The 21,804-nt window shown below is 65.5% G+C and carries 18 protein-coding genes; 11 read left to right on the top strand and 7 right to left on the bottom strand.

Going from position 1 to position 21,804, the window contains the following annotated elements:
- Together HB634_RS00415 and HB634_RS00410 are read right to left on the bottom strand one after the other, a co-directional pair.
- Complete coding sequence (locus HB634_RS00415; RefSeq protein WP_218625385.1) at positions 1-2,280, bottom strand: DNA translocase FtsK; 2,280 nt, start codon at positions 2,278-2,280, stop codon at positions 1-3.
- A gap of 98 nt (positions 2,281-2,378) precedes the next feature.
- Positions 2,379-3,443 carry an alanine dehydrogenase gene (locus tag HB634_RS00410; protein ID WP_213946942.1) on the bottom strand — a complete coding sequence of 355 codons (1,065 nt, stop codon included), beginning with the start codon at positions 3,441-3,443 and terminating at the stop codon, positions 2,379-2,381.
- Between the two features lie 207 nt (positions 3,444-3,650).
- Here HB634_RS00410 and trxB point away from each other — a divergent pair, with 207 nt between their 5' ends.
- From trxB to aat, 3 genes are read left to right on the top strand one after another with little or no spacing between them, the layout of a single operon-like run.
- Complete coding sequence (gene trxB, locus HB634_RS00405) at positions 3,651-4,613, top strand: thioredoxin-disulfide reductase (RefSeq protein WP_063571228.1); 963 nt, start codon at positions 3,651-3,653, stop codon at positions 4,611-4,613.
- 41 nt (positions 4,614-4,654) lie between these two features.
- Positions 4,655-5,791: a GNAT family N-acetyltransferase gene (locus tag HB634_RS00400; RefSeq protein WP_063571229.1), complete on the top strand. Its 1,137-nt coding sequence runs from the start codon at positions 4,655-4,657 to the stop codon at positions 5,789-5,791.
- Complete coding sequence (aat, locus tag HB634_RS00395; RefSeq protein ID WP_213946941.1) at positions 5,788-6,498, top strand: leucyl/phenylalanyl-tRNA--protein transferase; 711 nt, start codon at positions 5,788-5,790, stop codon at positions 6,496-6,498. Before HB634_RS00400 ends, aat begins: the two co-directional genes overlap by 4 nt.
- 113 nt (positions 6,499-6,611) lie before the next feature.
- Here the strand turns inward: aat and HB634_RS00390 are convergent, their stop codons facing one another.
- A complete protein-coding gene (locus HB634_RS00390; RefSeq protein WP_255548297.1) occupies positions 6,612-8,009 on the bottom strand; it encodes a DHA2 family efflux MFS transporter permease subunit in 1,398 nt (465 codons plus the stop codon).
- Positions 8,010-8,054: 45 nt separating this feature from the next.
- Positions 8,055-8,909, bottom strand: a complete 855-nt coding sequence (locus HB634_RS00385; RefSeq protein WP_213947711.1) for a pseudouridine synthase — start codon at positions 8,907-8,909, stop codon at positions 8,055-8,057.
- A 105-nt stretch (positions 8,910-9,014) separates the two neighbouring features.
- Between HB634_RS00385 and HB634_RS00380 the strand changes: the two genes are divergently transcribed.
- A complete protein-coding gene (locus HB634_RS00380) occupies positions 9,015-10,064 on the top strand; it encodes an HDOD domain-containing protein (protein ID WP_213946939.1) in 1,050 nt (349 codons plus the stop codon).
- Positions 10,065-10,164: 100 nt separating this feature from the next.
- Here the strand turns inward: HB634_RS00380 and HB634_RS00375 are convergent, their stop codons facing one another.
- Positions 10,165-10,707, bottom strand: coding sequence for a hypothetical protein (locus HB634_RS00375; RefSeq protein ID WP_213946938.1), 543 nt, complete (start codon positions 10,705-10,707; stop codon positions 10,165-10,167).
- 198 nt (positions 10,708-10,905) lie between these two features.
- Here HB634_RS00375 and HB634_RS00370 point away from each other — a divergent pair, with 198 nt between their 5' ends.
- The 3 genes from HB634_RS00370 to HB634_RS00360 all read left to right on the top strand — a co-directional run bounded on the left by HB634_RS00370 (position 10,906) and on the right by HB634_RS00360 (position 15,250).
- Complete coding sequence (locus HB634_RS00370) at positions 10,906-11,775, top strand: restriction endonuclease (RefSeq protein WP_213946937.1); 870 nt, start codon at positions 10,906-10,908, stop codon at positions 11,773-11,775.
- Between the two features lie 74 nt (positions 11,776-11,849).
- A complete protein-coding gene (locus tag HB634_RS00365) occupies positions 11,850-14,219 on the top strand; it encodes a phosphoketolase family protein (RefSeq protein WP_213946936.1) in 2,370 nt (789 codons plus the stop codon).
- The gene (locus HB634_RS00360; protein ID WP_197478243.1) at positions 14,216-15,250 is read left to right on the top strand and encodes a hypothetical protein; all 1,035 of its coding nucleotides are present in this window, start codon (positions 14,216-14,218) and stop codon (positions 15,248-15,250) included. Before HB634_RS00365 ends, HB634_RS00360 begins: the two co-directional genes overlap by 4 nt.
- Before the next feature lie 188 nt (positions 15,251-15,438).
- Here HB634_RS00360 and HB634_RS00355 read toward each other — a convergent pair whose 3' ends face one another.
- On the bottom strand, positions 15,439-16,956 hold the full coding sequence (locus HB634_RS00355) for a fumarate hydratase (protein WP_063571818.1): 1,518 nt from the start codon (positions 16,954-16,956) through the stop codon (positions 15,439-15,441).
- A 115-nt stretch (positions 16,957-17,071) separates the two neighbouring features.
- On the opposite strand from HB634_RS00355, the gene HB634_RS00350 reads away from it, so the two are divergent.
- Positions 17,072-18,046 carry a thioredoxin family protein gene (locus tag HB634_RS00350; protein WP_213946935.1) on the top strand — a complete coding sequence of 325 codons (975 nt, stop codon included), beginning with the start codon at positions 17,072-17,074 and terminating at the stop codon, positions 18,044-18,046.
- 102 nt (positions 18,047-18,148) lie between these two features.
- On the opposite strand, the gene HB634_RS00345 is transcribed toward HB634_RS00350, so the two are convergent.
- Positions 18,149-18,637 (bottom strand): hypothetical protein, encoded by a 489-nt coding sequence (locus HB634_RS00345; RefSeq protein WP_213946934.1) that lies wholly within the window; start codon positions 18,635-18,637, stop codon positions 18,149-18,151.
- Positions 18,638-18,782: 145 nt separating this feature from the next.
- Between HB634_RS00345 and HB634_RS00340 the strand changes: the two genes are divergently transcribed.
- From HB634_RS00340 to HB634_RS00330, 3 genes are read left to right on the top strand one after another with little or no spacing between them, the layout of a single operon-like run.
- The gene (locus tag HB634_RS00340; protein WP_063571816.1) at positions 18,783-19,394 is read left to right on the top strand and encodes a PadR family transcriptional regulator; all 612 of its coding nucleotides are present in this window, start codon (positions 18,783-18,785) and stop codon (positions 19,392-19,394) included.
- Entirely contained in the window at positions 19,391-20,149 is a 759-nt protein-coding gene (locus HB634_RS00335; RefSeq protein WP_213946933.1) for a siderophore-interacting protein, read from the top strand. Before HB634_RS00340 ends, HB634_RS00335 begins: the two co-directional genes overlap by 4 nt.
- 46 nt (positions 20,150-20,195) lie before the next feature.
- Complete coding sequence (locus tag HB634_RS00330) at positions 20,196-21,722, top strand: hypothetical protein (protein ID WP_213946932.1); 1,527 nt, start codon at positions 20,196-20,198, stop codon at positions 21,720-21,722.
- The last annotated feature ends 82 nt before the right edge of the window (positions 21,723-21,804 follow it).

Raw genomic sequence — 21,804 nt, 5'->3', positions numbered from 1 at the left:
TCAGTCCTTCGGAGGCGGCGGCGCGAGGACTTCGCGGTTGCCGTTGTGTTGCGGCGCGCTGACGATGCCGTCCTGCTCCATCTGTTCGACGAGGCGGGCGGCGCGGTTGTAGCCGATGCGCAGGTGGCGCTGCACGCCGGAGATGGACGCGCGACGCGTCTCGGTGACCACGCGCACGGCGCGGTCGTAGAGGGCGTTGTCGCTATCGCTGTCGCCTTCGGCGTCCTGCGGCAGGCCGGAATCGTTGATGATCTTGCCGTCGGAGGTGGACTGGATTTCCTCGAGCACACCGGTGATGTAGTTGGGCGCACCCTGCGCACGCAGCCACTCGACGACGTTATGCACCTCGTGGTCGTCCACGAACGCACCGTGCACGCGCTCGGGCGTGGCCGTACCCGGCGGCAGGTAAAGCATGTCGCCGTGACCGAGCAGCGCTTCGGCGCCGGACTGGTCGAGAATGGTGCGCGAGTCGATCTTCGACGACACCTGGAACGCGATGCGCGTGGGGATGTTCGCCTTGATCAGGCCGGTAATGACATCCACCGACGGACGCTGCGTCGCGAGAATAAGATGCACGCCCGCGGCGCGCGCCTTCTGCGCCAGACGCGCGATGAGTTCTTCGACCTTCTTGCCGACGATCATCATCATGTCGGCGAATTCGTCGATGATGATGACGATGTGCGGCAGCGGCTCGAGCGGCTCGGCGACCATGCCCGGCATGTCCGGGTTGGCGCGGAACAGCGGATCGAGCAGCGGCTGGCCGTTGCTCTCGGCGTCCTTCACTTTCTTGTTGAAGCCACCGAGGTTACGCACGCCCACCGCGGCCATGAGCTTGTAGCGGCGTTCCATCTCGGCCACGCACCAGCGCAGGGCGTTGGCGGCTTCTTTCATATCCGTGACGACCGGCGCCAGCAGATGCGGAATGCCCTCGTAAACCGAGAGCTCCAGCATCTTCGGGTCGATCATGATCATGCGCACGTCTTTCGGGCTGGCCTTGTACAGCAGGCTCAGCACCATGGCGTTCACCGCCACGGACTTACCCGAACCGGTGGTACCGGCGACGAGCAGATGCGGCATCTTGGCGAGGTCGGTGACGACAGCCTTGCCACCGATGTCCTTGCCCAGCGCCAGCGCCAGCGGCGACTTCATCTGGTCGTACTTTTCCGAACGCAGAATCTCGGAGAGGTAGACGATCTGCTTCTTGGTGTTGGGGATTTCCAGGCCGATGACGTTCTTGCCGGGAATCACGTCCACCACGCGCACGCTGACCACGGAGAGGCCGCGCGCAATGTCCTTGTCGAGGCTGGACACCTGGCTGCCACGTACACCGGCGGCGGGCTCCAGCTCGAAACGGGTAATGACCGGACCCGGATAGACGCCCATGACGCGGGCCTCGATGCGGAAATCCTTGAGCTTGAGCTCCACCTGGCGCGAGAGCACTTCGAGGGTTTCCTCGGAGTAGCCCGGACCTTGCGGCGGTGCTTCGTCGAGCAACGACAGCGGCGGGACTTCGCCGTTCATCGATGCGCCGGTGAACAGGGGAATCTGGTTTTCGCGAGTGGCGCGGTCGCTCTTGATCACCATCGGGACCGGGGTCTCGATGCGCACGGGCTCACGCCTGGCCTGCTTGATCGCGTCGGCCTTCTTGACCACTTCGCGTTCGGCACGGGCATTACGCGCGGCCATGACTTCCGGTGCGCGACGCACCTTGCCGCCGAACCAGCCGCCCAGACGCACGACGCCCTGCCCCGTCAGGTCCATGAGCTTGAACCAGGACAGGCCGGTGGCGAGGGTGACGGCGATGAGGAACACGGCGAGCAGAAGCAGCGGTGCGCCCTTGTCGCCAAGGGCGCTGTGCAAGCCATGGCCCACCCACTTGCCGACGATGCCGCCCGGGCCTTCCGGCAGCACGGGCGAATCGACGTTCAGGTACACCAGCGCGGGGCCGGTGATGAAAAAGAACACGAAACCGATCAGACGCAGGGAAGGCTCCCACGGCGCGACGAGACGTTCGCCGCGCGCGCGGAGCACCTGCACGCCCAGAGCCAGCAGGAGCAGCGGAAAGCAGTAAGAAACCAGGCCGAAGATGTACCTGAGCAGGTTGGCGATGTTTGCCCCGATCGAGCCACCGAAGTTGGTGGCCCGCTCGGCAATGCCCATGTGACCCCAGCTCGGGTCCTGGTCGTTATAGCTGAGCAGGCAGACGAGCAGGTACAGGGCGAGCGGCAACAGCAGCAACGCCCCGGCCTCACGCAGGCGGCGCTTGAGCTCGTCGCTCAAGCCCTCGCTCTGGGCCTTGACCTGGCTTCTAGCCTGTTTCTTGACGACTTTCGCGCTGCGCGCCACTTAGCAGAGAACCTCGGATCCGGTTTTCGGCATCATGCCATGCCCTGAAGGGCCGGGTGCACGACCTTGCCGGCCTCGATGTTGATACCGCCAGCCAGTGCCGCGTGGTCGCGCCACTCGTTGCCGGCAGCCAGGCGCTGCACATACGGCAGGATGGCGGCCGAGATGGCGGTGGACGAGGTCTGCGGCACGGCGCCGGGCATGTTGGTCACGCAGAAGTGCGTCACGCCGTGGACGTCGTAGGTCGGTTCCTTCCAGGTGGTCGGACGCGAGGTCTCGAAGCAGCCGCCCTGGTCGATCGAGATATCGACGAGCACCGAGCCCTTCTCCATCGTCTTGACCATGGCTTCGGTAACGACGCGCGGGGCCTTGGCGGACGGGATCAGCACGGCACCAACGACGATGTCGGCGTTGCGGACTTCTTCGGCGACCGACAACTCATACGCGTACAGCGCGGTGACGTTCGGGCCCATCGCCATCATCTCGGCGAGGCGGTCCTGACGCTTGTCGAACACGACGACGTTGGCACCGGCCGAGGCGGCCAGGGCGGCGGCGTTACCACCGGCAGCGCCGGCGCCGAGGACGACGACCTTGCCACGCGGGGTGGAGGCCATGCCGCCGAGCAGCTTGCCCTTGCCACCGTTGGGCTGGTGCAGGAGGGTCGTGCCGATCTGGGTGGCGATACGGCCGGCGATGACGGACATCGGCAGCAGCAGCGGCAGCACGCCGTTCTCATCGACGGACTCGAAGGCGATACCGGTCAGGCCGATGTCCAGCAGGCTCTTGGTGAGCGCCGGCTCGGCGGCCAGGTGCAGGTAGCAGAACAGCAGGTGGTGCTTCTTGAGCAGCTTGAGATCGCCCTCGATCGGTTCCTTGACCTTGACGATCAACTCGCCCTTCTCATAGACAGCAGCGGCGTCGGCCACCACGGTCACACCCAGCAGGGAGTAGTCGGCGTCCGAGTAGCCGCTCTTGGTGCCGGCGCCGGACTGGATGAAAACCTCATGGCCGCGGCGGACCAGATCGGCGGCAGCGGCCGGGATGAGGGCCACGCGGCCTTCGAGGGTCTTGGTTTCGGAGGGGATACCAATGCGCATCTTATGGAGGATCCTGAATGAGATAAAAGCCGCCCCGTGGGGACAAGGCGACAGCCGTCATTGCATCGATGTCTTGAATCGCACCTCGGTCTTCCCCATTCTCACGGGTCGACACACCTCGCAAACCCTCGACACGGCTTTAGCATCCTGCCGCAAGGGGCTAGCGGTACGACCGAAACACGCCGCAGTAAACCTCAAGGATTATACATGAGCACCCCCAAGCACAGCCGCCTGCTGATCCTCGGCTCCGGCCCCGCCGGATACACGGCCGCCGTCTATGCGGCGCGCGCCAACCTCAAGCCGACGATGATCACCGGCCTGGCACAGGGCGGCCAGCTCATGACCACCACCGAGGTGGACAACTGGCCGGGCGACGAAAAGGGTGTTCAGGGTCCGGAGTTGATGCGGCGCATGGCCGAGCACGCCGAGCGCTTCGAAACCGAGATGGTTTTCGACCACATCCACAGCGTGGACCTGGGCGTCCGCCCGTTCCACCTGAAGGGTGACAGCGGCGAGTACACGGCCGATGCGCTGATCGTCACCACCGGCGCCACCGCCAAGTACCTGGGCATCGCCTCGGAAGAGAAGTTCAAGGGCCGCGGCGTCTCCGCCTGCGCCACCTGCGACGGCTTCTTCTTCCGCGACCAGGACGTGGTCGTGGTCGGCGGCGGCAACACCGCCGTGGAAGAGGCCCTGTACCTGGCCAACATCGCCCGCAAGGTCTACCTGGTCCACCGCCGCGACAAGTTCCGCGCGGAAAAGATCATGCAGGACAAGGTGTTCGAGAAGGTAGCTGCCGGCAAGATCGAGCTGCTGTGGAACCACCAGGTCGACGAAATCCTCGGCGACGACTCCGGCGTCAACGGCGTGCGCGTCAAGGACGTCAACACCGGCGTGAAGCGCGATCTGGAAGCCCAGGGTTTCTTCGTGGCGATCGGCCACACCCCGGCCACCGGCATCTTCGAAGGCCAGCTCGAGATGAAGGACGGCTACATCCAGATCCAGTCCGGCCTGCACGGCGGCGCCACGGCCACCTCGGTGCCGGGCGTGTTCGCCGCCGGTGACGTCGCCGACCATGTCTACCGCCAGGCGGTGACCTCGGCCGGCTTCGGCTGCATGGCCGCGCTCGACGCCGAGCGCTGGCTGGACCAACAGCACATGCTGACCTGACCGGAACCGGCCCCGCGCCTCGCGCGCGGGGCAACCGCCGCATGACCGGCATTCGATTCCTCGACAGCCTTGGTGGCATCGCGCCCGCCGACTGGGACGCGCTTGTGCCCGACGGCAACCCTTTCGTGTCGCACGCTTTCCTGAGCGGGATGGAAGCCAAGGGCTGCCTGCGCGAAGACTATGGCTGGAAGCCCTACCACCTGGGCATTTTCGACAGCAACGAGCGCCTGGTCGCCGCCGCCCCCACCTACCTCAAGGGAAACTCGCACGGCGAGTTCGTCTTCGACTGGAGCTGGGCCTCGGCCTGGGAACGCGCCGGCGGCGACTACTATCCGAAGATGCTGGTCGCCTCGCCCTACTCGCCCGTGCCCGGCCCCCGACTGCTGGTGCGCGACGGCATCGAGGCGGAGATCCTGCGCAACCGGCTCACCGCGGCCCTGGTCGACGAAGCCGACCGCCTCGGCCTGTCCTCGATTCACGCCAACTTCCTCGCCGACGCCGACCTGGACGCCTTCGACGATCGCTGGCTGGTCCGCTCGGATTACCAGTTTCACTGGCACAACCAAGGCTACGCGGATTTCGACGCCTTCCTCGCCTCGCTTAAGGCCAAGAAGCGGAAGAACATCCGCCAGGAACGCGCCCATGCGATGGATGCCGGCCTGCAGCTGGACATGCGCGGCGGCGACGAACTCTCCGACGCCGAGTGGCGGCAGATCCATGCGCTTTACGAACTCACCTTCGACCTGAAGGGCAACCACGCCGCGCTGACCGCACGCTTCTTCCAGTACCTGGGTCGCACCCTGGGCCCGAAGGTGCAGGTCGCGATGGCGCGCGACGGCAACGAGATCGTCGCCATGGCCTTGTTCCTGCGCGGCGGCGACGCGCTATACGGACGCTACTGGGGTGCCAGCGTCGAAGTCTCCGGGCTGCACTTCGAGCTCTGTTATTACCGTGGCATCGACTATGCGATACGCGAAGGCATCGCCCGTTTCGAACCTGGCGCACAGGGCGAGCACAAGCTGGCCCGCGGCTTCCTTCCGACGCTGACGCACTCGCGGCATTACATCGCTCATGAGGGCTTCCGCCGGGCGGTGGCCGGCGCGCTGGAAGAGGAAGCGCTGCACCGCGAAGCGTACCGCGACGAACTGCTCGCCCATTCGCCGTACGCGGACCGATGATCCGCCTGCCGCAACTGAATCCCCTCCGCCCCGGCCTGTTTCCGGATCCCGAGGATGCGCTGGACGAACCCAACGGCCTGCTCGCCTGGGGCGGCGATCTTTCCCCCGAGCGTTTGATCTCGGCCTACGCGCAGGGCGTCTTTCCCTGGTTCAACGCGGACGAGCCGATCCTCTGGTGGTCACCGGATCCACGTTGCGTGTTCCGCACCGACGCGGTCCACATCAGCCGCAGCCTGCGCAAGCAGCTGTCGAAGTCCAACTGGCGGATCACCGCCGATACGTCGTTCACCCGCGTGATGCGCGCCTGTGCCGCGCCGCGTAGCGGATCGATCGGCACATGGATCGGCGACGACATGATTGCGGCGTACGAAGAGCTGCATCGGCAGGGTCACGCGCACAGCGTCGAGGTGTGGGACCGCGGCTCGCTGGTCGGCGGGATTTATGGTGTCGCGGTGGGTCGGTTGTTCTGCGGCGAGTCGATGTTCTCGGCACGCACCGGCGGCTCGAAGGTCGCACTGGCCGGCATGTGCCAGCTGTTGCACCGCTGGGGGTTTCCCTTCCTCGACGCCCAGGTGACCAACGATCACCTGCTGTCGATGGGTGCGGTGGAGATTCCGAGGCGGCAGTTCGTGGCGCAGGCGAAGCGCCTGGCAGCGATGCCGGGGCTGGTCGGTTCGTGGGTGCAACACCCCATCGCGTTGCCCTGACCCGTGGAGGCCTGCTCCCTGTGGGAGCCTGCTCCTTGTGGGAGCCGCTTCAGCGGCGATGCTTTTGCGGGTGAAGCGCATCGCCGCTGAAGCGGCTCCCACAGAAAGCGATCCTAACGGCCGCGATGCCCGCTCATCTCTGCCCCGGCATTCCTCGGCAACGCCAGGCACACCGGCGCGGCGATCAGCGACACGAACGTCACCACGAGAAACGCCACGCTGAAATCCGGCAGCTGCGCGTGCGCGTGCCCGTTCCACGTTACCGACACATGCAGCGCCGCCGCAGCCACACAGATGCCTACCGACAGCATCAGCTGCTGGAACGTCGTGTAGAAACTCGTGGCGCTGGAGAACCGCTCACTCGGCACATCCGCGTAGGCCACCGTGTTGTACGCGCTGAACTGTAGCGACTGGAAGAAGCCGCTCAGAAGCAGGACGGTGTAGATCGTCCACAACGGCCAGTCCGGTCGAAAGGCGGCGCACAAGGCGACGCAGACCATCGACAGCACGCCGTTCCAGACCAGGGTGGCGCGGAAGCCCCACAAGCGGAGCACGGGCGCCGCGGTGGCCTTCATCAGCATGGCACCGAGGGCGGAGACGAAGGTCACCACGCCGCTGTGCGCGGCGGAAAACCCGAAGCCCAGCTGCATCATCAGCGGCAGGAGGAAGGGCACCGAACCGGCGGTGATGCGCGTGAGCGACCCTGCAATCACCGAAAGACGGAATGTGGGAAAGCGCATCAACGAGAGGTCGAGGATGGGATTGGCCACGCGCTTCGAATGCCACACGTAGACCGCACCGACGATGAGGCCAACGACGATCAATCCCGCGGAACTCGACCCCGCCGTACCGCCACGACTCGCCATTTCCAGCCCGAACACCAGGCACGACAGCGAGATGCCCGACAGGATGAAGCCCACTGTGTCGAAACGCTGCCGCTCGGCGATGCGCACATCGGGAACGTACTTCGTCGCCAGCCACATGCCGGCAAGACCGATCGGTACGTTGATGTAGAAGATCCAGCGCCACGAGGCCCAGGTGACGATGAAGCCACCCAGCGGCGGCCCGATCACCGGCCCGATGAGTGCCGGCACGAGCAGCCACGACATGGCGCTGACCAGCTCGGACTTCGGCACCGAACGCAGCAGCACCAAGCGCCCCACCGGCACCATCATCGCGCCGCCCATGCCCTGCAGCAGCCGCGAAAGCACCAGCAGCGGAAGGTTGCCGGAGAGCCCGCAGAGGATCGAGCCGATGGTGAAAATCGCGATGGCCGAGCGGAAGACGTTACGCGAACCGTAGCGGTCGGCGATGGCGCCGCTGGCGGGAATGAACACCGCGAGGCTGAGCATGTACGAGGTGAGTGCCACGCTCATGTGCAGCGGCGACACGTCGAACGATTCCGCCATGGAAGGCAACGCCGTGGCGAGGATGGTGCCGTCCAGCTGTTCCATGAACATCGCGCTCGCGATGATCAGGGCTACGGTGCGGAAGCCAGGGGCGGGAGTCATCCGGGGAGGGTTGGCGGGGGAGCGCATAGTCTGCGCCCGCGGGGATCAAAGGTCGAGTGAACGTAAACTTAGAAAGCGCCGTTCTTCGTCGGTGAAGGGATCGATGAAGGAGAGTTCGCGTGCGAGCAGTTGCATAGGCTCACTGAAATCCGCGGTTTCCTCGCGTAGGTCGGGGTACATCGGATCGCCCAGGATGGGTGCGCCCAGCCCCGCCATGTGCACGCGCAGCTGGTGCTTGCGTCCGGTGACAGGCTCCAGGCGATACCGCCACGCATGCTCGCCGCGCTCGATCACGTCGATGTGCGTGGTGGCGTTCGCGGGACCGTCCACTTCATGTGTGCGAAAGAACGGTTCCCCCCGCTCGATGCGACTGCAGCGCGAGAGCGGAAACGTCAGCCCGGGCAAAGGCGCCGCCAGCGCTTCATAGGTCTTGGCGATGGCGCGCTCGCGGAACAGGCGCGTATACGCGTCGCGACTGGAGGGACGCGCCGAGAACACGACCAGGCCGGCGGTACCGCGATCGAGCCGGTGCAGTGCGACGAGGTCCGGATTGTCGAGGCGACGGATGAGGCGCACCGACAGGGTCTCCTCCACGTAGCGTCCGGCCGGCATCACCGGCAGAAAGTGCGGCTTGTCGGCCACGACGAGGTCGTCGTCCTGGTAGACGATGGTCTCCTCGAAGGGAATGCGTGGCTCGGCGGATACCTCACGCCGATAGGTGACGATGTCACCCGGGCGGTAGGGCGTGAGGTGGTCCACCGGGCGGCCGTGCGCCTCGACGAGGCCGCGCTCCATGCGGTCTTCCCAGGCATCGCGGCTGATCGCCGGGAAGCGCTCGCAGAGAAAATCGAGCACGCTGGGCCAGCCGCCGGGCGGCAAGGCGATCCTGCTGAGGGGCATGTGGTCCATGGGGTCATCCTAACCTTGCCAGCGCATGGGTCGCCAAGTGTTTCCCACCGGGCCGCAGCTTATACTGGCGCCGTCCCCCACATCGAGACACTCCGCGTGATCGGCCGGTTCCTCAGGAAGTTGTTCGGCGGCGGCAACGCGCCTCCCGCCCCTACCGTCGTGCCCGCGCACGCCGCCGTGAGCATCACGCCGGTGGTGATCGACGTGCCCGTCGTGGAGGCCCCGGTGAGTGCGCTGGCCGCAGAAGAAATCGAAGACCGCTTCTACCGCCTGGTGCTCGGCCTCTCCCCGTCGGACGATGCCGCCTTCTCGCCGGCCGAACAGAGCGTGTTGCGCCGTGTGCGCGATGCCTTCGGTGGCGAGCGTTTCGATGTCGGCTCCCTGCCCCGGCTGCCTTCGGTAGTGCCCCAACTCATGCGCTCGCTGCGCAACGACGACAGCGACAGCCGCGCACTGGCCGAACTGATTGCCCGCGACACCGTGCTGGTCGGTGAGATCGTGCGGGTGGCGAACAGCGCCTTCTTCAAGACGTCCCGACCGGTCACCGGCCTGCCCCAGGCGATCACCCTGCTGGGACAGGACGGTTTGCGCCGCGTCGTCATGCAGCTGGTGATGCGGCCCATCCTGCGCACCAACATGGGCGGCGCCAGCCAGCACGCGGGCGAGCGCCTCTGGGAGCACGCCGAGCGCTGCGCCCGCGCCTGCATTTTCCTGGGCCGCAATGTCTGCGACCCGTTCGAAGCATTCCTTGCCGGGCTGATCAGCCAGACCGGCGCGCAGACGATCCTGCTCGAGCTGGAAGAACAGAACGACACCCGCGCCACGGCTTTCAGCCGCCCGCTCGTCGCCGCGCTGGCCCAGCAGATCGAACGGCTGTCGCTCCACGCGGCACGTCACTGGGCCTTCCCCTCGCGGGTGGTCCAGGCGCTGGCCGAGCGCGCGGACCCCGCCGACGCAGGCGCACGCACGCCGCTGGGGCGCGCCCTGCTTGCCGCAAGCCGCGTGGCGATGCTCGATGTACTGATCGAACAGGGCCTGGCCGACCCGGACTCAGCCCTGTTGGCGAGCCCCGGCCAGACCTTCACCCAGGCGCAGCTGATCGCCTGCCGCGACGCCCTGCGAACAGCCGCGCCAGCCGAAGCCTAAGCCCCTGTAGGAGCCGATTCATCGGCGAAGGGTTTCCGGCAGCAATCCATGTGGGAGCCGATTCATCGGCGAAGGGCGCCCAGTGACGCCCCATGTGTCCTCAGCGCCGAACACCCGTAGCCACAACATCCGCCCAGAGCTGATCCGCCAGCTGGGTGGAGGCACCGGTGATCAGATTCGGCACGATCGTGTCCAGACGCGGCGGATCCGTCAGTACGGGCGCGGTCTTGCTGACGTGGTAAACCTTCGAGACGACCACACCGCGCGCGACGATGCGGCAGTTCACCGTCAGGTCCATGGTCACGACCGACGGCTCGCCGTCCGGCGTGTGCACGGCAGTGGTCTGCTGCAGGCCACGGCAGCCGATGATCAGATCAGTGAAGTACTTCGGCTGCAGCGAGGTGCGCAGCTGGGCTTCGATCGCGGAGGCGATATCCGGGGACACCTGCACCTTGGGCGAGCCGGACAGGCCGCCGACGCTGATCACATGGTCACCCTTGTTTTCCAGCGTAAGCCACGGCGAGGCCGGGCTGGCCGCCACCGTGCGGGTCATGTCGCTTTCGATCATGGTCTTGCCGCCGCAGGCGGACAGCATCATGGCCGCGGTGGCGACCAACGCACATTTCGTTACTACGTACTTCATCACGTGCACAAACCCCTGTATTCCCCCAAGACAACCCTCCCAATTTAGCGGCTGGCACAGGCAGCAGCAACCACTCACGAATGTGAAGACGCCTTCTCCGCCGGCTAAAGGCTCATTCCGTGACGCCGATAACCTTTTCGACCCGACCGCGCGAGCGGTTATGATGCCGCTCCGATTGCCGGCAGGACCTCACCCACGATGTTTTCCGCTCGACAGCCTTCCGCTGGTGGAACAGACGCGCTCGCGCGCCTGACCTGGCAGGACTTCGAGCACCTGCTGGCCGAGCACTATCGGGCGCAGGGCTATCGCGTGGAGCACCATGCCCCGGTCACGTCCCTGAAGGCCCTTGCCGCTGGCGTCGACCTGCGCCTGACCCGCGGCAACGAGTCCGTCATCCTGCAGTGCAAGCACTGGGACGCCCTCGAGGTGGAGGTGCAGGAGGTCAACGAGCTGCTCAGCGTGATGCTCAACGAAGCCGCGACCAAGGGCATCCTCGTCACGCGTGGCCGCTTCAGCGCCGAGGCGATCAACATCCAGCGTCGCCAGCCACGCCTGCAGCTGATGGACGGCGACGTGCTGCGCGTGTTGCTCAAGCTTCCCGAACATCTCGATACGTCGCTGCCGGGTAGCGCGGCGGCGGCGCCCACGAAGAAGAGCGCGAAGGCCGCGCGTCGCCGCGGCACGTCGTCGCAGGGATCGCACCTGTTGCCGGCCCTGCTCGTCCTCGGCATCGTCATCCTGCTCGGCCTGTTCGGCTGGAAGGTGATGTCGCGGCGCGATGCCGTCGCGGAAGCGCCGCCCCCTGTCGACACCCCGGCGGCGACACCCGCGGCCTCTCGTGCGCCAATACCTGATCTGCCGCCCGCGCCGCCACCGCCGCTCAGCGGCGCCTCGGGCATCGTGTCCGTGCCACCGTCGTCGTCCCTGCCTCCGCCGCCGACGCGCGAGTTGCAGGAGCGCCAGCGCGTGCTCGAACAGTCCGAGCGCGAGCGGGCCTCGCAGCGCAAGAACGAAGACGGCCTGAAAGTCCTCGAGAAAAATACGCGCGAGCTCGGTTCGCACGACTGAAGGCGGTTTTGTTCACGCCGGGACAATCCCCGGGCGCATAGGCTGCTTGGCGACCCTGTCGCCTGGAAGTCCCCATGACCGCACCGCTCGCGCCCGACCTCCTACGCCGCATGCACGCCTACTGGCGTGCCGCCAACTACCTCACCGTTGGCCAGATCTACCTCCGTGACAACCCCATGCTGGAAGAGCCCCTGTCGAAGGAGCACATCAAGCACCGCCTGCTCGGCCATTGGGGCACCACGACCGGGCTGAACTTCATCTACACCCATCTCAATCGCGCGATCGTCGAGCGCGACCTCAACATGATCTACGTCATTGGCCCCGGCCACGGCGGCCCCGGCCTGGTAGCGCATACGTACCTCGAAGGTTCGTACACCGAGATCTATCCGCATATCGACCGCAGTGTGGCCGGCATGCGCGAGCTGTTCCGCCAGTTCTCCTGGCCGTATGGCATTCCCAGCCATGTCGCACCGGAAACGCCGGGCTCGATCCACGAGGGCGGTGAACTCGGTTACTCCCTGTCACACGCGTTCGGCGCGGCGTTCGACAATCCGGACCTGATCGTCAGCTGCGTGGTCGGTGATGGCGAAGCCGAAACCGGCGCACTGGCCACCAGCTGGCATTCGAACAAGTTCCTCAATCCCGTGCGCGATGGCGCCGTGCTACCCATCCTCCACCTCAACGGCTTCAAGATCGCCAACCCGACGGTGCTCGCCCGCATCGAACCGGAAGAACTCCGCGATCTCATGCGCGGCTACGGTTACGAGCCGCACTTCGTCGAGGGTCACGAGCCCGAGCCGATGCACCAGGCGTTCGCGGCGGCGCTCGATACGTGCCTGGATGAGATCAGGCGTATCCAGAGCGAAGCACGCGAAGGCACGGCCTCCGAAGCGAAGCGTCCGCGCTGGCCGATGATCGTGCTGCGCAGCCCCAAGGGCTGGACCGGCCCCAAGGTGGTCGATGGCAAGCCCGTGGAAGGCACGTGGCGCGCGCATCAGGTGCCGATCGACAAGTTCGATAACGAGGGTCACATCAAGATCCTCGAAGACTGGATGAAGAGCTACGACGCCCACGAGTTGTTCGACGAGCGTGGGCAGTTCCGCGAGGAGTACGCCTCCCTCGCACCGCGCGGCCAGCGACGCATGGGTATGAACCCGCACGCCAACGGCGGCCTGCTGCTGAAGCAGCTGCACATGCCGCACTTCCGCCCCTTCGCCGAGGACGTCAAGACGCCGGGCGATCACAAGGCCGAAGCCACGCGTGTGCTGGGCAAGTTCCTGCGCGGCGTGATGCAGCAGAACATGGAAACGTTCCGCGTGTTCGGGCCGGACGAAACGGCGTCGAACCGGTTGGAAGCGATTTACGAAGTCAGCGGCAAGACCTGGCTGGCCGAGTACGAAGGCGTCGACGAGAACCTCTCGCCCGAAGGCCGCGTGATGGAAGTGCTCAGCGAGCACCAGTGCCAGGGCTGGCTCGAAGGCTACCTTCTCACCGGCAGGCATGGCTTCTTCTCCTGCTACGAAGCCTTCATCCACATCATCGATTCGATGTTCAACCAGCACGCGAAGTGGCTCAAGGTCACGCGCAAGATGTCGTGGCGGCCGCCGATCGCTTCGCTCAACTACCTGTTGAGCTCGCACGTGTGGCATCAGGATCACAACGGCTTCTCGCACCAGGATCCCGGCTTCATCGACCATGTGGCCAACAAGAAGTCCGAGATCGTGCGCGTGTACCTGCCGCCGGATGCGAACTGCCTGCTCTCGGTCGCCGATCATTGCCTGCGCAGCCGGCACTACGTCAACGTGATCATCGCCGGCAAGCAGCCGGACTGGCAGTGGCTGGACATGGAAAGCGCCGTGCGCCATTGCACGGCCGGCGCGGGCATCTGGTCCTGGGCCAGTCGCGGGCAGGACGATCCGGATGTGGTGATGGCATCTGCCGGCGACGCCCCCACGGTCGAAATCCTCGCCGCGATCATGTTGCTGCGCGAGTACGTGCCCGATATTCGCATCCGCATGGTCAATGTGGTGGACCTGATGGCGCTGGAAACGCCGGACGAGCATCCGCACGGCCTCGACGACGATGTGTTCGACGACCTGTTCACCAAGGACAAGCCGGTGATCTTCGCCTTCCACGGCTACCCCGGCATCATCCACAAGCTGACCTACCGCCGGCACAACCACGACAACATCCACGTGCGTGGTTACAAGGAAGAAGGCACGACGACCACCGCGCTGGACATGATGGTGTTGAATAACATGGATCGTTTCCAGCTCGCGCTCGATGTGATCAACCGCGTGCCTCGCTTTGCCGGTGAGCGCGAGAAGGCGACGCAGCGTTACTGGTCGGATATCCAGCGCCACAAGCTTTACGTCAGCGAACACGGCCAGGATCTTCCCGACGTGCGTAACTGGCAGTGGCAGGCCGAGGAGGCGGGCGAGTGAGCATCGCCACTGGCCATGTGCTCGCCCTCAACACCGGCTCTTCGTCGCTGAAGTACGGTCTGTACCGTGTCGATGGCGACACGTGCGAGGCCTTGTTGACGGAGAACACCGAGTCCGCTGGCAACGGCAGTGATCCAATCGCGACCATTGTCGGCACGTTGCGCGATCGCGGCCTGCCGGCACCGGATGCCATCGGCCATCGTCTCGTGCATGGCGGCCCGAACGTGCGTCAGCACGCACGTATCGACGAGCAACTGATGGTGCATCTGGATGAAGCGCGTGCCTTTGCACCGCTGCATGTGCCGGCAGCGGTGCAGATGGTGAAGCGCTGTCGCGTGGCGTTTCCCGGCGTGACGCAGGTGGCCTGCTTCGATACGGCGTTCCACGCGACCATGCCGGAAGTGGCGCGCACCCTGCCCTTACCGGCGGATCTGCGAGCGGGTGGCATCGAGCGTTACGGCTTCCACGGGCTGTCGTACGAGTCCATCGTGCGGCAGCTTGGCGATGCGGTGCCTTCGAAGCTCGTTATCGCCCACCTCGGCAATGGCGCCAGCCTGTGCGCCGTGCGCGATGGCAAATCGATCGATACCACGATGGGACTGACACCAACGGGCGGCATCGTGATGGGCACTCGCCCGGGCGATCTCGATCCCGGCGTGCTGCTCTACCTTATGCGCGAGCGCGGTTACGACGCCAAGCGCCTGGAGACCCTGGTCGACCACGAGTCGGGATTGAAAGGCCTGTCCGGCGGGACGAGCGATATGCGCGAGTTACACACCATGGACAACGCGGCGTCGCATCTCGCGCAGGATGTCTTCGTGCACGTGGCGAGCAAGCACATCGCCGGGATGATCACCTCGCTGGGCGGTATCGACCTGCTGGTCTTCACCGGCGGCATCGGCGAGAACGACGCGGTAACCCGAGACGCCATCCTCGCCAGCCTGCAGTGGATCGGCGACTTCGATTCCCGCGTCATCCCCACGGAAGAGGATGAGCAAATCGCGCGGCACACCTGGAAGCTGGCCGGATAGCCTTGTGATTCTGATCTTGCTCGGTAGGAGCCGATTCATCGGCGATTGGGTGCTCGCGACACCCTGACGGCCGCTTCGCGGCCATCGCCGATGAATCGGCTCCTACCGAGCGAGAGCATCGCCGCTGAAGCGGCTCCCACACAACCCCGCAGCGGATTCATGTAGGAGCCGATTCATCGGCGATGCCGTTAGACCACCACGACCGGAATCTTGCCGATGCGCGACTGCCATTCCTTCGGGCCGGAGATGTGCACCGACGAACCGGCGCTATCCACCGCCACGGTCACCGGCATGTCCTTCACCTCGAACTCGTAGATCGCTTCCATGCCGAGATCCTCGAAGGCGAGCACGCGTGACGCCTTGATCGCCTTCGACACGAGATACGCGGCGCCACCCACGGCCATCAGATACACCGCCTTGTTATCGCGAATCGCGTCGATCGCCGTCGGACCACGCTCGCTCTTGCCGACCATGCCCAGCAGGCCGGTGGTCTCGAGCATCTGGCGCGTGAACTTGTCCATGCGCGTTGCCGTGGTCGGGCCAGCGGGACCCACCACTTCGTCACGCACGGGATCCACCGGACCCACGTAGTAGATGAAGCGATTGGTGAAGTCGACCGGCAGCTGTTCGCCACGGTTGAGCATGTCGATCATGCGCTTGTGCGCGGCATCGCGGCCGGTGAGCAGCTTGCCGTTGAGCAGGATGGTCTCGCCCGGCTTCCAGCTCTGCACTTCTTCGCGGGTGATCGTGTCGAGGTTCACGCGGCGACCCTTCGAAGAGTCGTAGGTGAGCTTCGGCCAGTCTTCCAGCGACGGCGGATCCAGCGCGACCGGACCCGAGCCGTCGAGCACGAAGTGCGCGTGGCGCGTGGCGGCACAGTTCGGAATCAGCGCGACCGGCAGGTTGGCCGCGTGGGTCGGATAGTCCTTCACCTTGATGTCGAGCACGGTGGTGAGGCCGCCCAGGCCCTGCGCACCGATGCCGAGCGCGTTGACCTTCTCGTACAGCTCCAGGCGCAGCTCTTCGGCACGATTGGACGGGCCACGAGCGATCAGGTCAACGATGTCGATCGGCTCCATGAGAGCCTCCTTCGCCAGCAGCATCGCCTTCTCCGCGGTGCCGCCAATGCCGATGCCGAGCATGCCCGGCGGGCACCAGCCGGCGCCCATGGTCGGTACCGTCTTCAGCACCCAGTCCACGATGGAGTCGGACGGATTGAGCATGGCGAACTTGGACTTGGCTTCCGAACCGCCGCCCTTCGCCGCCACGATGACGTCGAGCTTGTCACCGGGGACGATCGTCACGTTGACCACGGCCGGCGTGTTGTCGCGCGTGTTCATGCGCTTGCCGGCGGGGTCGGCGAGTACCGAGGCACGCAGCTTGTTGTCCGGGTGGTTATAGGCGCGACGCACGCCTTCGTTGACCATGTCCTCGACGCCCATGGTGGCATCGTCCCAGCGCACGTTCATGCCCACCTTGAGGAAGACCGTGACGATGCCGGTGTCCTGGCAGATCGGCCGGTGGCCCTCGGCGCACATGCGCGAGTTGATGAGGATCTGGGCGATGGCGTCCTTGGCCGCCGGCGACTCTTCGCGCTCGTAGGCGGCGGAGAGGTTCCGGATGTAGTCGACCGGGTGGTAGTACGAGATGTACTGGAGGGCGTCTGCGACGCTCTGGATGAGGTCGTCCTGCTTGATCGAGGTCATGGCGCTACGGCTGGCTCGCGAGGCTGGCAAAGGCGGGATTTTAGCGCACCTGCCGGTGTAAGGTCCGGGGATGTCGGCCGGTCTATTCACGGCACCCCGAAAACACGGAGTTTCCATGCGTCAGATCCGCCTCGCCTTCCTCGCCCTGTTCGTCGCTTTGGCCTCCCTGGCCGCGGCCGGACCGGCGACGGCTGCCCAGACCGCGCCCGAGTTCGCCGGCATCGCCAAGTGGCATAACTCCCCGCCGCTGACCATGAAGGGGTTGCGCGGCAAGGTCGTCCTGATCGATTTCTGGACGTATTCCTGCATCAACTGCCTGCGCACCCTGCCCCACGTCACCCACTGGTACGACCAGTACAAGGACAAGGGCCTGGTAATCATCGGCGTGCATTCGCCGGAATTCCCGTTCGAGAAGCAGGAAGGCAACGTGCGCGACGCCATTGCCCGCTTCGGCATCAAATACCCGGTGGCCCAGGACAACGACCTGGAAACCTGGGACGCCTGGGATAACAAGTACTGGCCGGCCGAGTATCTGGTGGACCAGCGCGGCAACGTCGTCGCGCACCACTATGGCGAAGGCAACTACATGGACATGGAGAACGCCATCCGCACCCTGCTCGGCCTGCCGCGACTGGCCGACGCCGATGCCAAGGCGGAAACCGACAAGGACGCCCCGGACTTCGCCCAGCTAGGCTCGCCGGAGATGTATTTCGGCGCCGACCGCAGCGAAAACAACGGCAGCCCCGAGGGCAGCGACACCGGCACGCGCGATTACACGGCGCCCTCCCGCCTCGAGTTGAACAAGTTCGCCCTGGTCGGGCGCTGGGAGATCGGCCGCGACAACGCCAGTCTGGTCGGCGCCAACGGCGAGATCCGCCTGCACTTCAAGGCGAAGATGGTCCACATGGTCGCCAGCGCCAACGACCCGATGACCGTCGAAGTCGCCGTGGACGGCAAGCCGCAGCCGCCGGTCACGGTGCAGGCGAGCAAGCTCTACACCTTGTTCGACGGCGACGGGTACAAGGACCACGTGCTCACCATCAAGATTCCGAAGGCGAATTTCCACATGTTCACCTTCACCTTCGGGTAATAGTGTGGGAGCCGATTCATCGGCGATGCCCGGCGCAGCCGGGCCCGGACATTGCGGCGACCTGCTTTCGCCGCTGAAGCGGCTCCCACAGAAAACGGGGCATCAGAACTGCCGCGCGGCGGCATCGACGGCCTTGCAGTTGCCCTCGAACTTCTCGATGCCGTCGATCGTGATCTCGCCGGTACGCCTGTCTATATCAACCTTCGGGTGGTTGAGGCCATTCAAACGGCAACTCGCCCGGATGCGGTCCGGCGACACGTCGATATCCGTCAACGGCCACCAACCGTCCTGTCCGCCCGACGAAATGGGCGGTATGAGGCGTTTCGGTGGCCGTATGCGTCCTTGCCCCTGGTGGATCTCGATCTGGGCCGTCCCCTGCACCTGAGACGGATCCAGCGTGTTGTGCTGGGTATCGACATATTTGTGGTGCTTCGAATCCCATTCGGAGTCGTAGCTGGTATGCGACTCGAGATGCTCGCCGACGCCCGGGCAAATCAGGCTGAGATCGGTCTGGGGCGACTGCTGGGCTGACGCAATCGTCGCCAGCCAGGGCAATCCGACGTAAGTCAGGAAGACGGCGACACGCTTCATGTCCAACCTCTGTGGTCCGGAAGGAAAGGCCTCGGTCCGTAAGAAAACACGTTAGTCGACCATCTGTCGAGGGTCGGTCACTTGCCAAGAGTGTTTCTTAAGATATATCGTACGATCACTACGTACGATACATCGGAGAACACCCATGCACTTTTTCCACCACGCCAAGCACCGGTTCCACGACAAGATGGCTGCCATGGCCATGGGCCGCGGCGGCCGTTTCGGCGGCGGCCCGTTCGGCTTCGACGACCGTGACGGCATGCGCGGCGGGCGCGGCGGCGGTCGTTTCGGCGGCGGCCGCATGTTCGGCACCGGCGACCTGCGCCTCCTCCTGCTCGCCCTGATCGAAGAGCAGCCGCGCCACGGCTACGAACTCATCCGCACTATCGAAGAGATGTTCGACGGCCAGTACAGCCCCAGCCCGGGCGCCATCTACCCGACCCTGACCATGCTCGAAGAACTCGGCTACGCGCGCGTCGAAGCCGAGACCGGTGGCAAGAAGCTCTACGCCATCACCGAAGCAGGCAGCCAGTTCCTGCAGGACAACCGCGACACCCTCGAAGCCCTCACCGAACGCCTGCAGGTGATGTCCCGTCACATGCGCCGCATGGGCGTGCCGGACGGCATCCGCGAAGCCATGCACACGATCAAGCACCAGCTCATGAACCACCACAAGAGCTGGGACGATGCCGAAACCAAGCGCGTCGCCGGCATCATCCACGCCGCCGCAAAGGCCATCGCGGAGCGCAACGCATGAGTGCGACCGAACGGCACGCTATCCAGCGCGTGCGCCACGAACTGAAGATGCGCCTGCTCGACGTGAAGCAGGTCACGCGGCTTACGCCCCACATGGTCCGCGTCACGCTCACCGGCGAGGACCTCAAGGGCTTCGTCTCCGCGTCGCCGGACGACCACGTCAAGGTCTTCTTCCCCGTCGAAGACGGCGCGATCAACCGCCCGACGATGGGACCGGACGGCCCGGTCTACCCGGAGGGCGTCACGCCGTCACCGGCCCGCGATTACACGCCGCGCCGCTACGACGCCGCCAGCAACGAGCTCGACCTCGACTTCGTGCTGCACGGCGAAGGCCCGGCATCCACCTGGGCGGAATCGGCGAAAGTCGGCGACACGCTCGGCGTCGGCGGCCCGCGTGGATCCATGGTCATTCCCGACGATTACGATCACTACGTGCTGGTCGGCGACGAGACTGCCCTGCCCGCCATGGGGCGTTGGCTCGAGGAGATGCCTTCGACCACGCCTGCGACCGTGTTCGCGGAAATCGCCTCGCTCGAAGAGAAGCAGTCGCTTCGCCGCGATGTGCGTTGGTTCGTTCGCGGTGAGTCGCCTTCGATGGACGAAGCGCTCGCGGCGTTGCCGATCCCTGCAGGCGACGCGTTCTGGTGGGTCGCCGTCGAGTCCATGCGCGCCCGCGCCCTACGCTCATTGCTCGTGGAAAAGCGCGGTATCGACAAGGACTGGGTGAAGGCGACCGGGTATTGGCAGGCTGACTGAGTTGCCAGCACACTAGGCGGATCGGCTCACAAGGATGGCGATGCGCATGACGTTCATTCGTTGGCTTCACCTCTGGCGGCAGCGCCCCGCCGCCCTGCCGATGGAGCAGGAGAACCTTCTCGAGGACGTGCTGTTGCGCGTCCTTGCAAGCATCGACTCACGGCTTGGTGCGAGCGGTCATCGCTTCCCGGCGCGTACCGTGCTCCTCGCCCTGTATTCCTCGTTCCTGGTCGATATCGACCAGGGGATGCGCTCCCCGCGCCGGCCGCGAGGCGACGACTTGCCCGAGGACCTGCTCGATCGTGCGTCCCGGCCCGACATCGACGATGCCACGCGCGAGGCGTGCCAGTTCCTCCTCACGATGCACTGGTCGGGCCGCTTGCGTGAGCGGGCCCTGCGCGCGATGGAGCCGGGCGGATCGCGCCTGGCGCTGGCAGCCAGTCTCCTGCGTTGCGCGGACTGGGTCGATCCCATCCGCCACGTGGCCACGGACATGACGGCACGTCTGCTCGATCGGTCCACGGATGACGACGTGTTCGCCCTGATGCCGCTCATCTACAGGATGCGTGGCCATGTACGGTTTCCCCACGACCGCCTGGACCCGAAACTGGAGGCATGGCTGACGTCCAGCGACGCGCGCCTCGAGCGTGCGTTGACCTCGTTCGTGCTTTTGAAACGCTGGGCTCTGCGCTTCCTCTTTGAACAACGTGCCCCGGTTGAGGCACGCGTTCTCGAACAGGCTATCGCCGACCCCGACCCCACGATTCCCATTATCGTGTTCGAACGGCTTGCCGAACTTCCCGTTGCGTCACGGGCCATCGTGATGGCCTCAGGATTGAGAGCGAAGCACCCACTGGTTCGGCAGTACGCACTTCGCGCCATCGCACGCGACGTGTCGCGGGTGCCGCTGCAGGTGCTGCATCGCGCCTTGATCGACAGGTCGGCAGGCATGCGCTCGTTCGCGGCGCACACCCTGCGCACGCAATATCACGACGATCCCGTCGCATTCTGGCGTGGTCTTGTCGATGCCGGGACGGCACCGTGGAGCGCGTACCTGTCCCTCGCCGAGCACTCGACAGCCGACGACGAGTCCCGCTTGCGCCGGGCACTGGTCCATCCATTCGCGCGCGTCCGTGCCGCCGCATTGCTCGCGCTGATGAGGTTGGGCATGAGGGCCACGGACGCGGAGTTCGTTCGCTTCGCCAGCGATCCCAGCCCCCGCGTCCGCCGTGTACTCGCCGGGTTCTGCCGTAGCGGGGACATTCCACTCGTAAACCATCGCTTGCGGTTGCTCTGGACGGCGCTTCCCAACTCGGCGACGGGCTCCGCGGGCGAGCTCCTGGATGCCCTGCCCGCGGGCGAGCGTCTCGACCTCCTGTTTGCCTTCGAACCGACGACCGACGCTGAACGTCGTTGGTGGAATGGCATGCTCGCCGTCTGGTCGGACTCGGCACTTGGCTGGTGGGAAACCGAGCCGGCGCTTCGCGCCCGCCTTGCCGAATTACTGGCAAGACGGTCTTCCGTGCTGGACCTGCCGCTACGAATCCGGCTGGAGAAAGGGGCCGCGCGCTAGCCGTTCCCGGTTCCGTCGATCGTCACATTCCGTGGACGTCCCTTAATCGCCGCCTTCCACGAACACATAACCTTGTCAGCCC

This window comes from Luteibacter sp. dw_328 (assembly GCF_018449605.1).
In the GTDB taxonomy this organism is placed as follows: Bacteria; Pseudomonadota; Gammaproteobacteria; order Xanthomonadales; family Rhodanobacteraceae; genus Luteibacter.
This window is presented reverse-complemented; position numbering and strand designations above follow the sequence as displayed.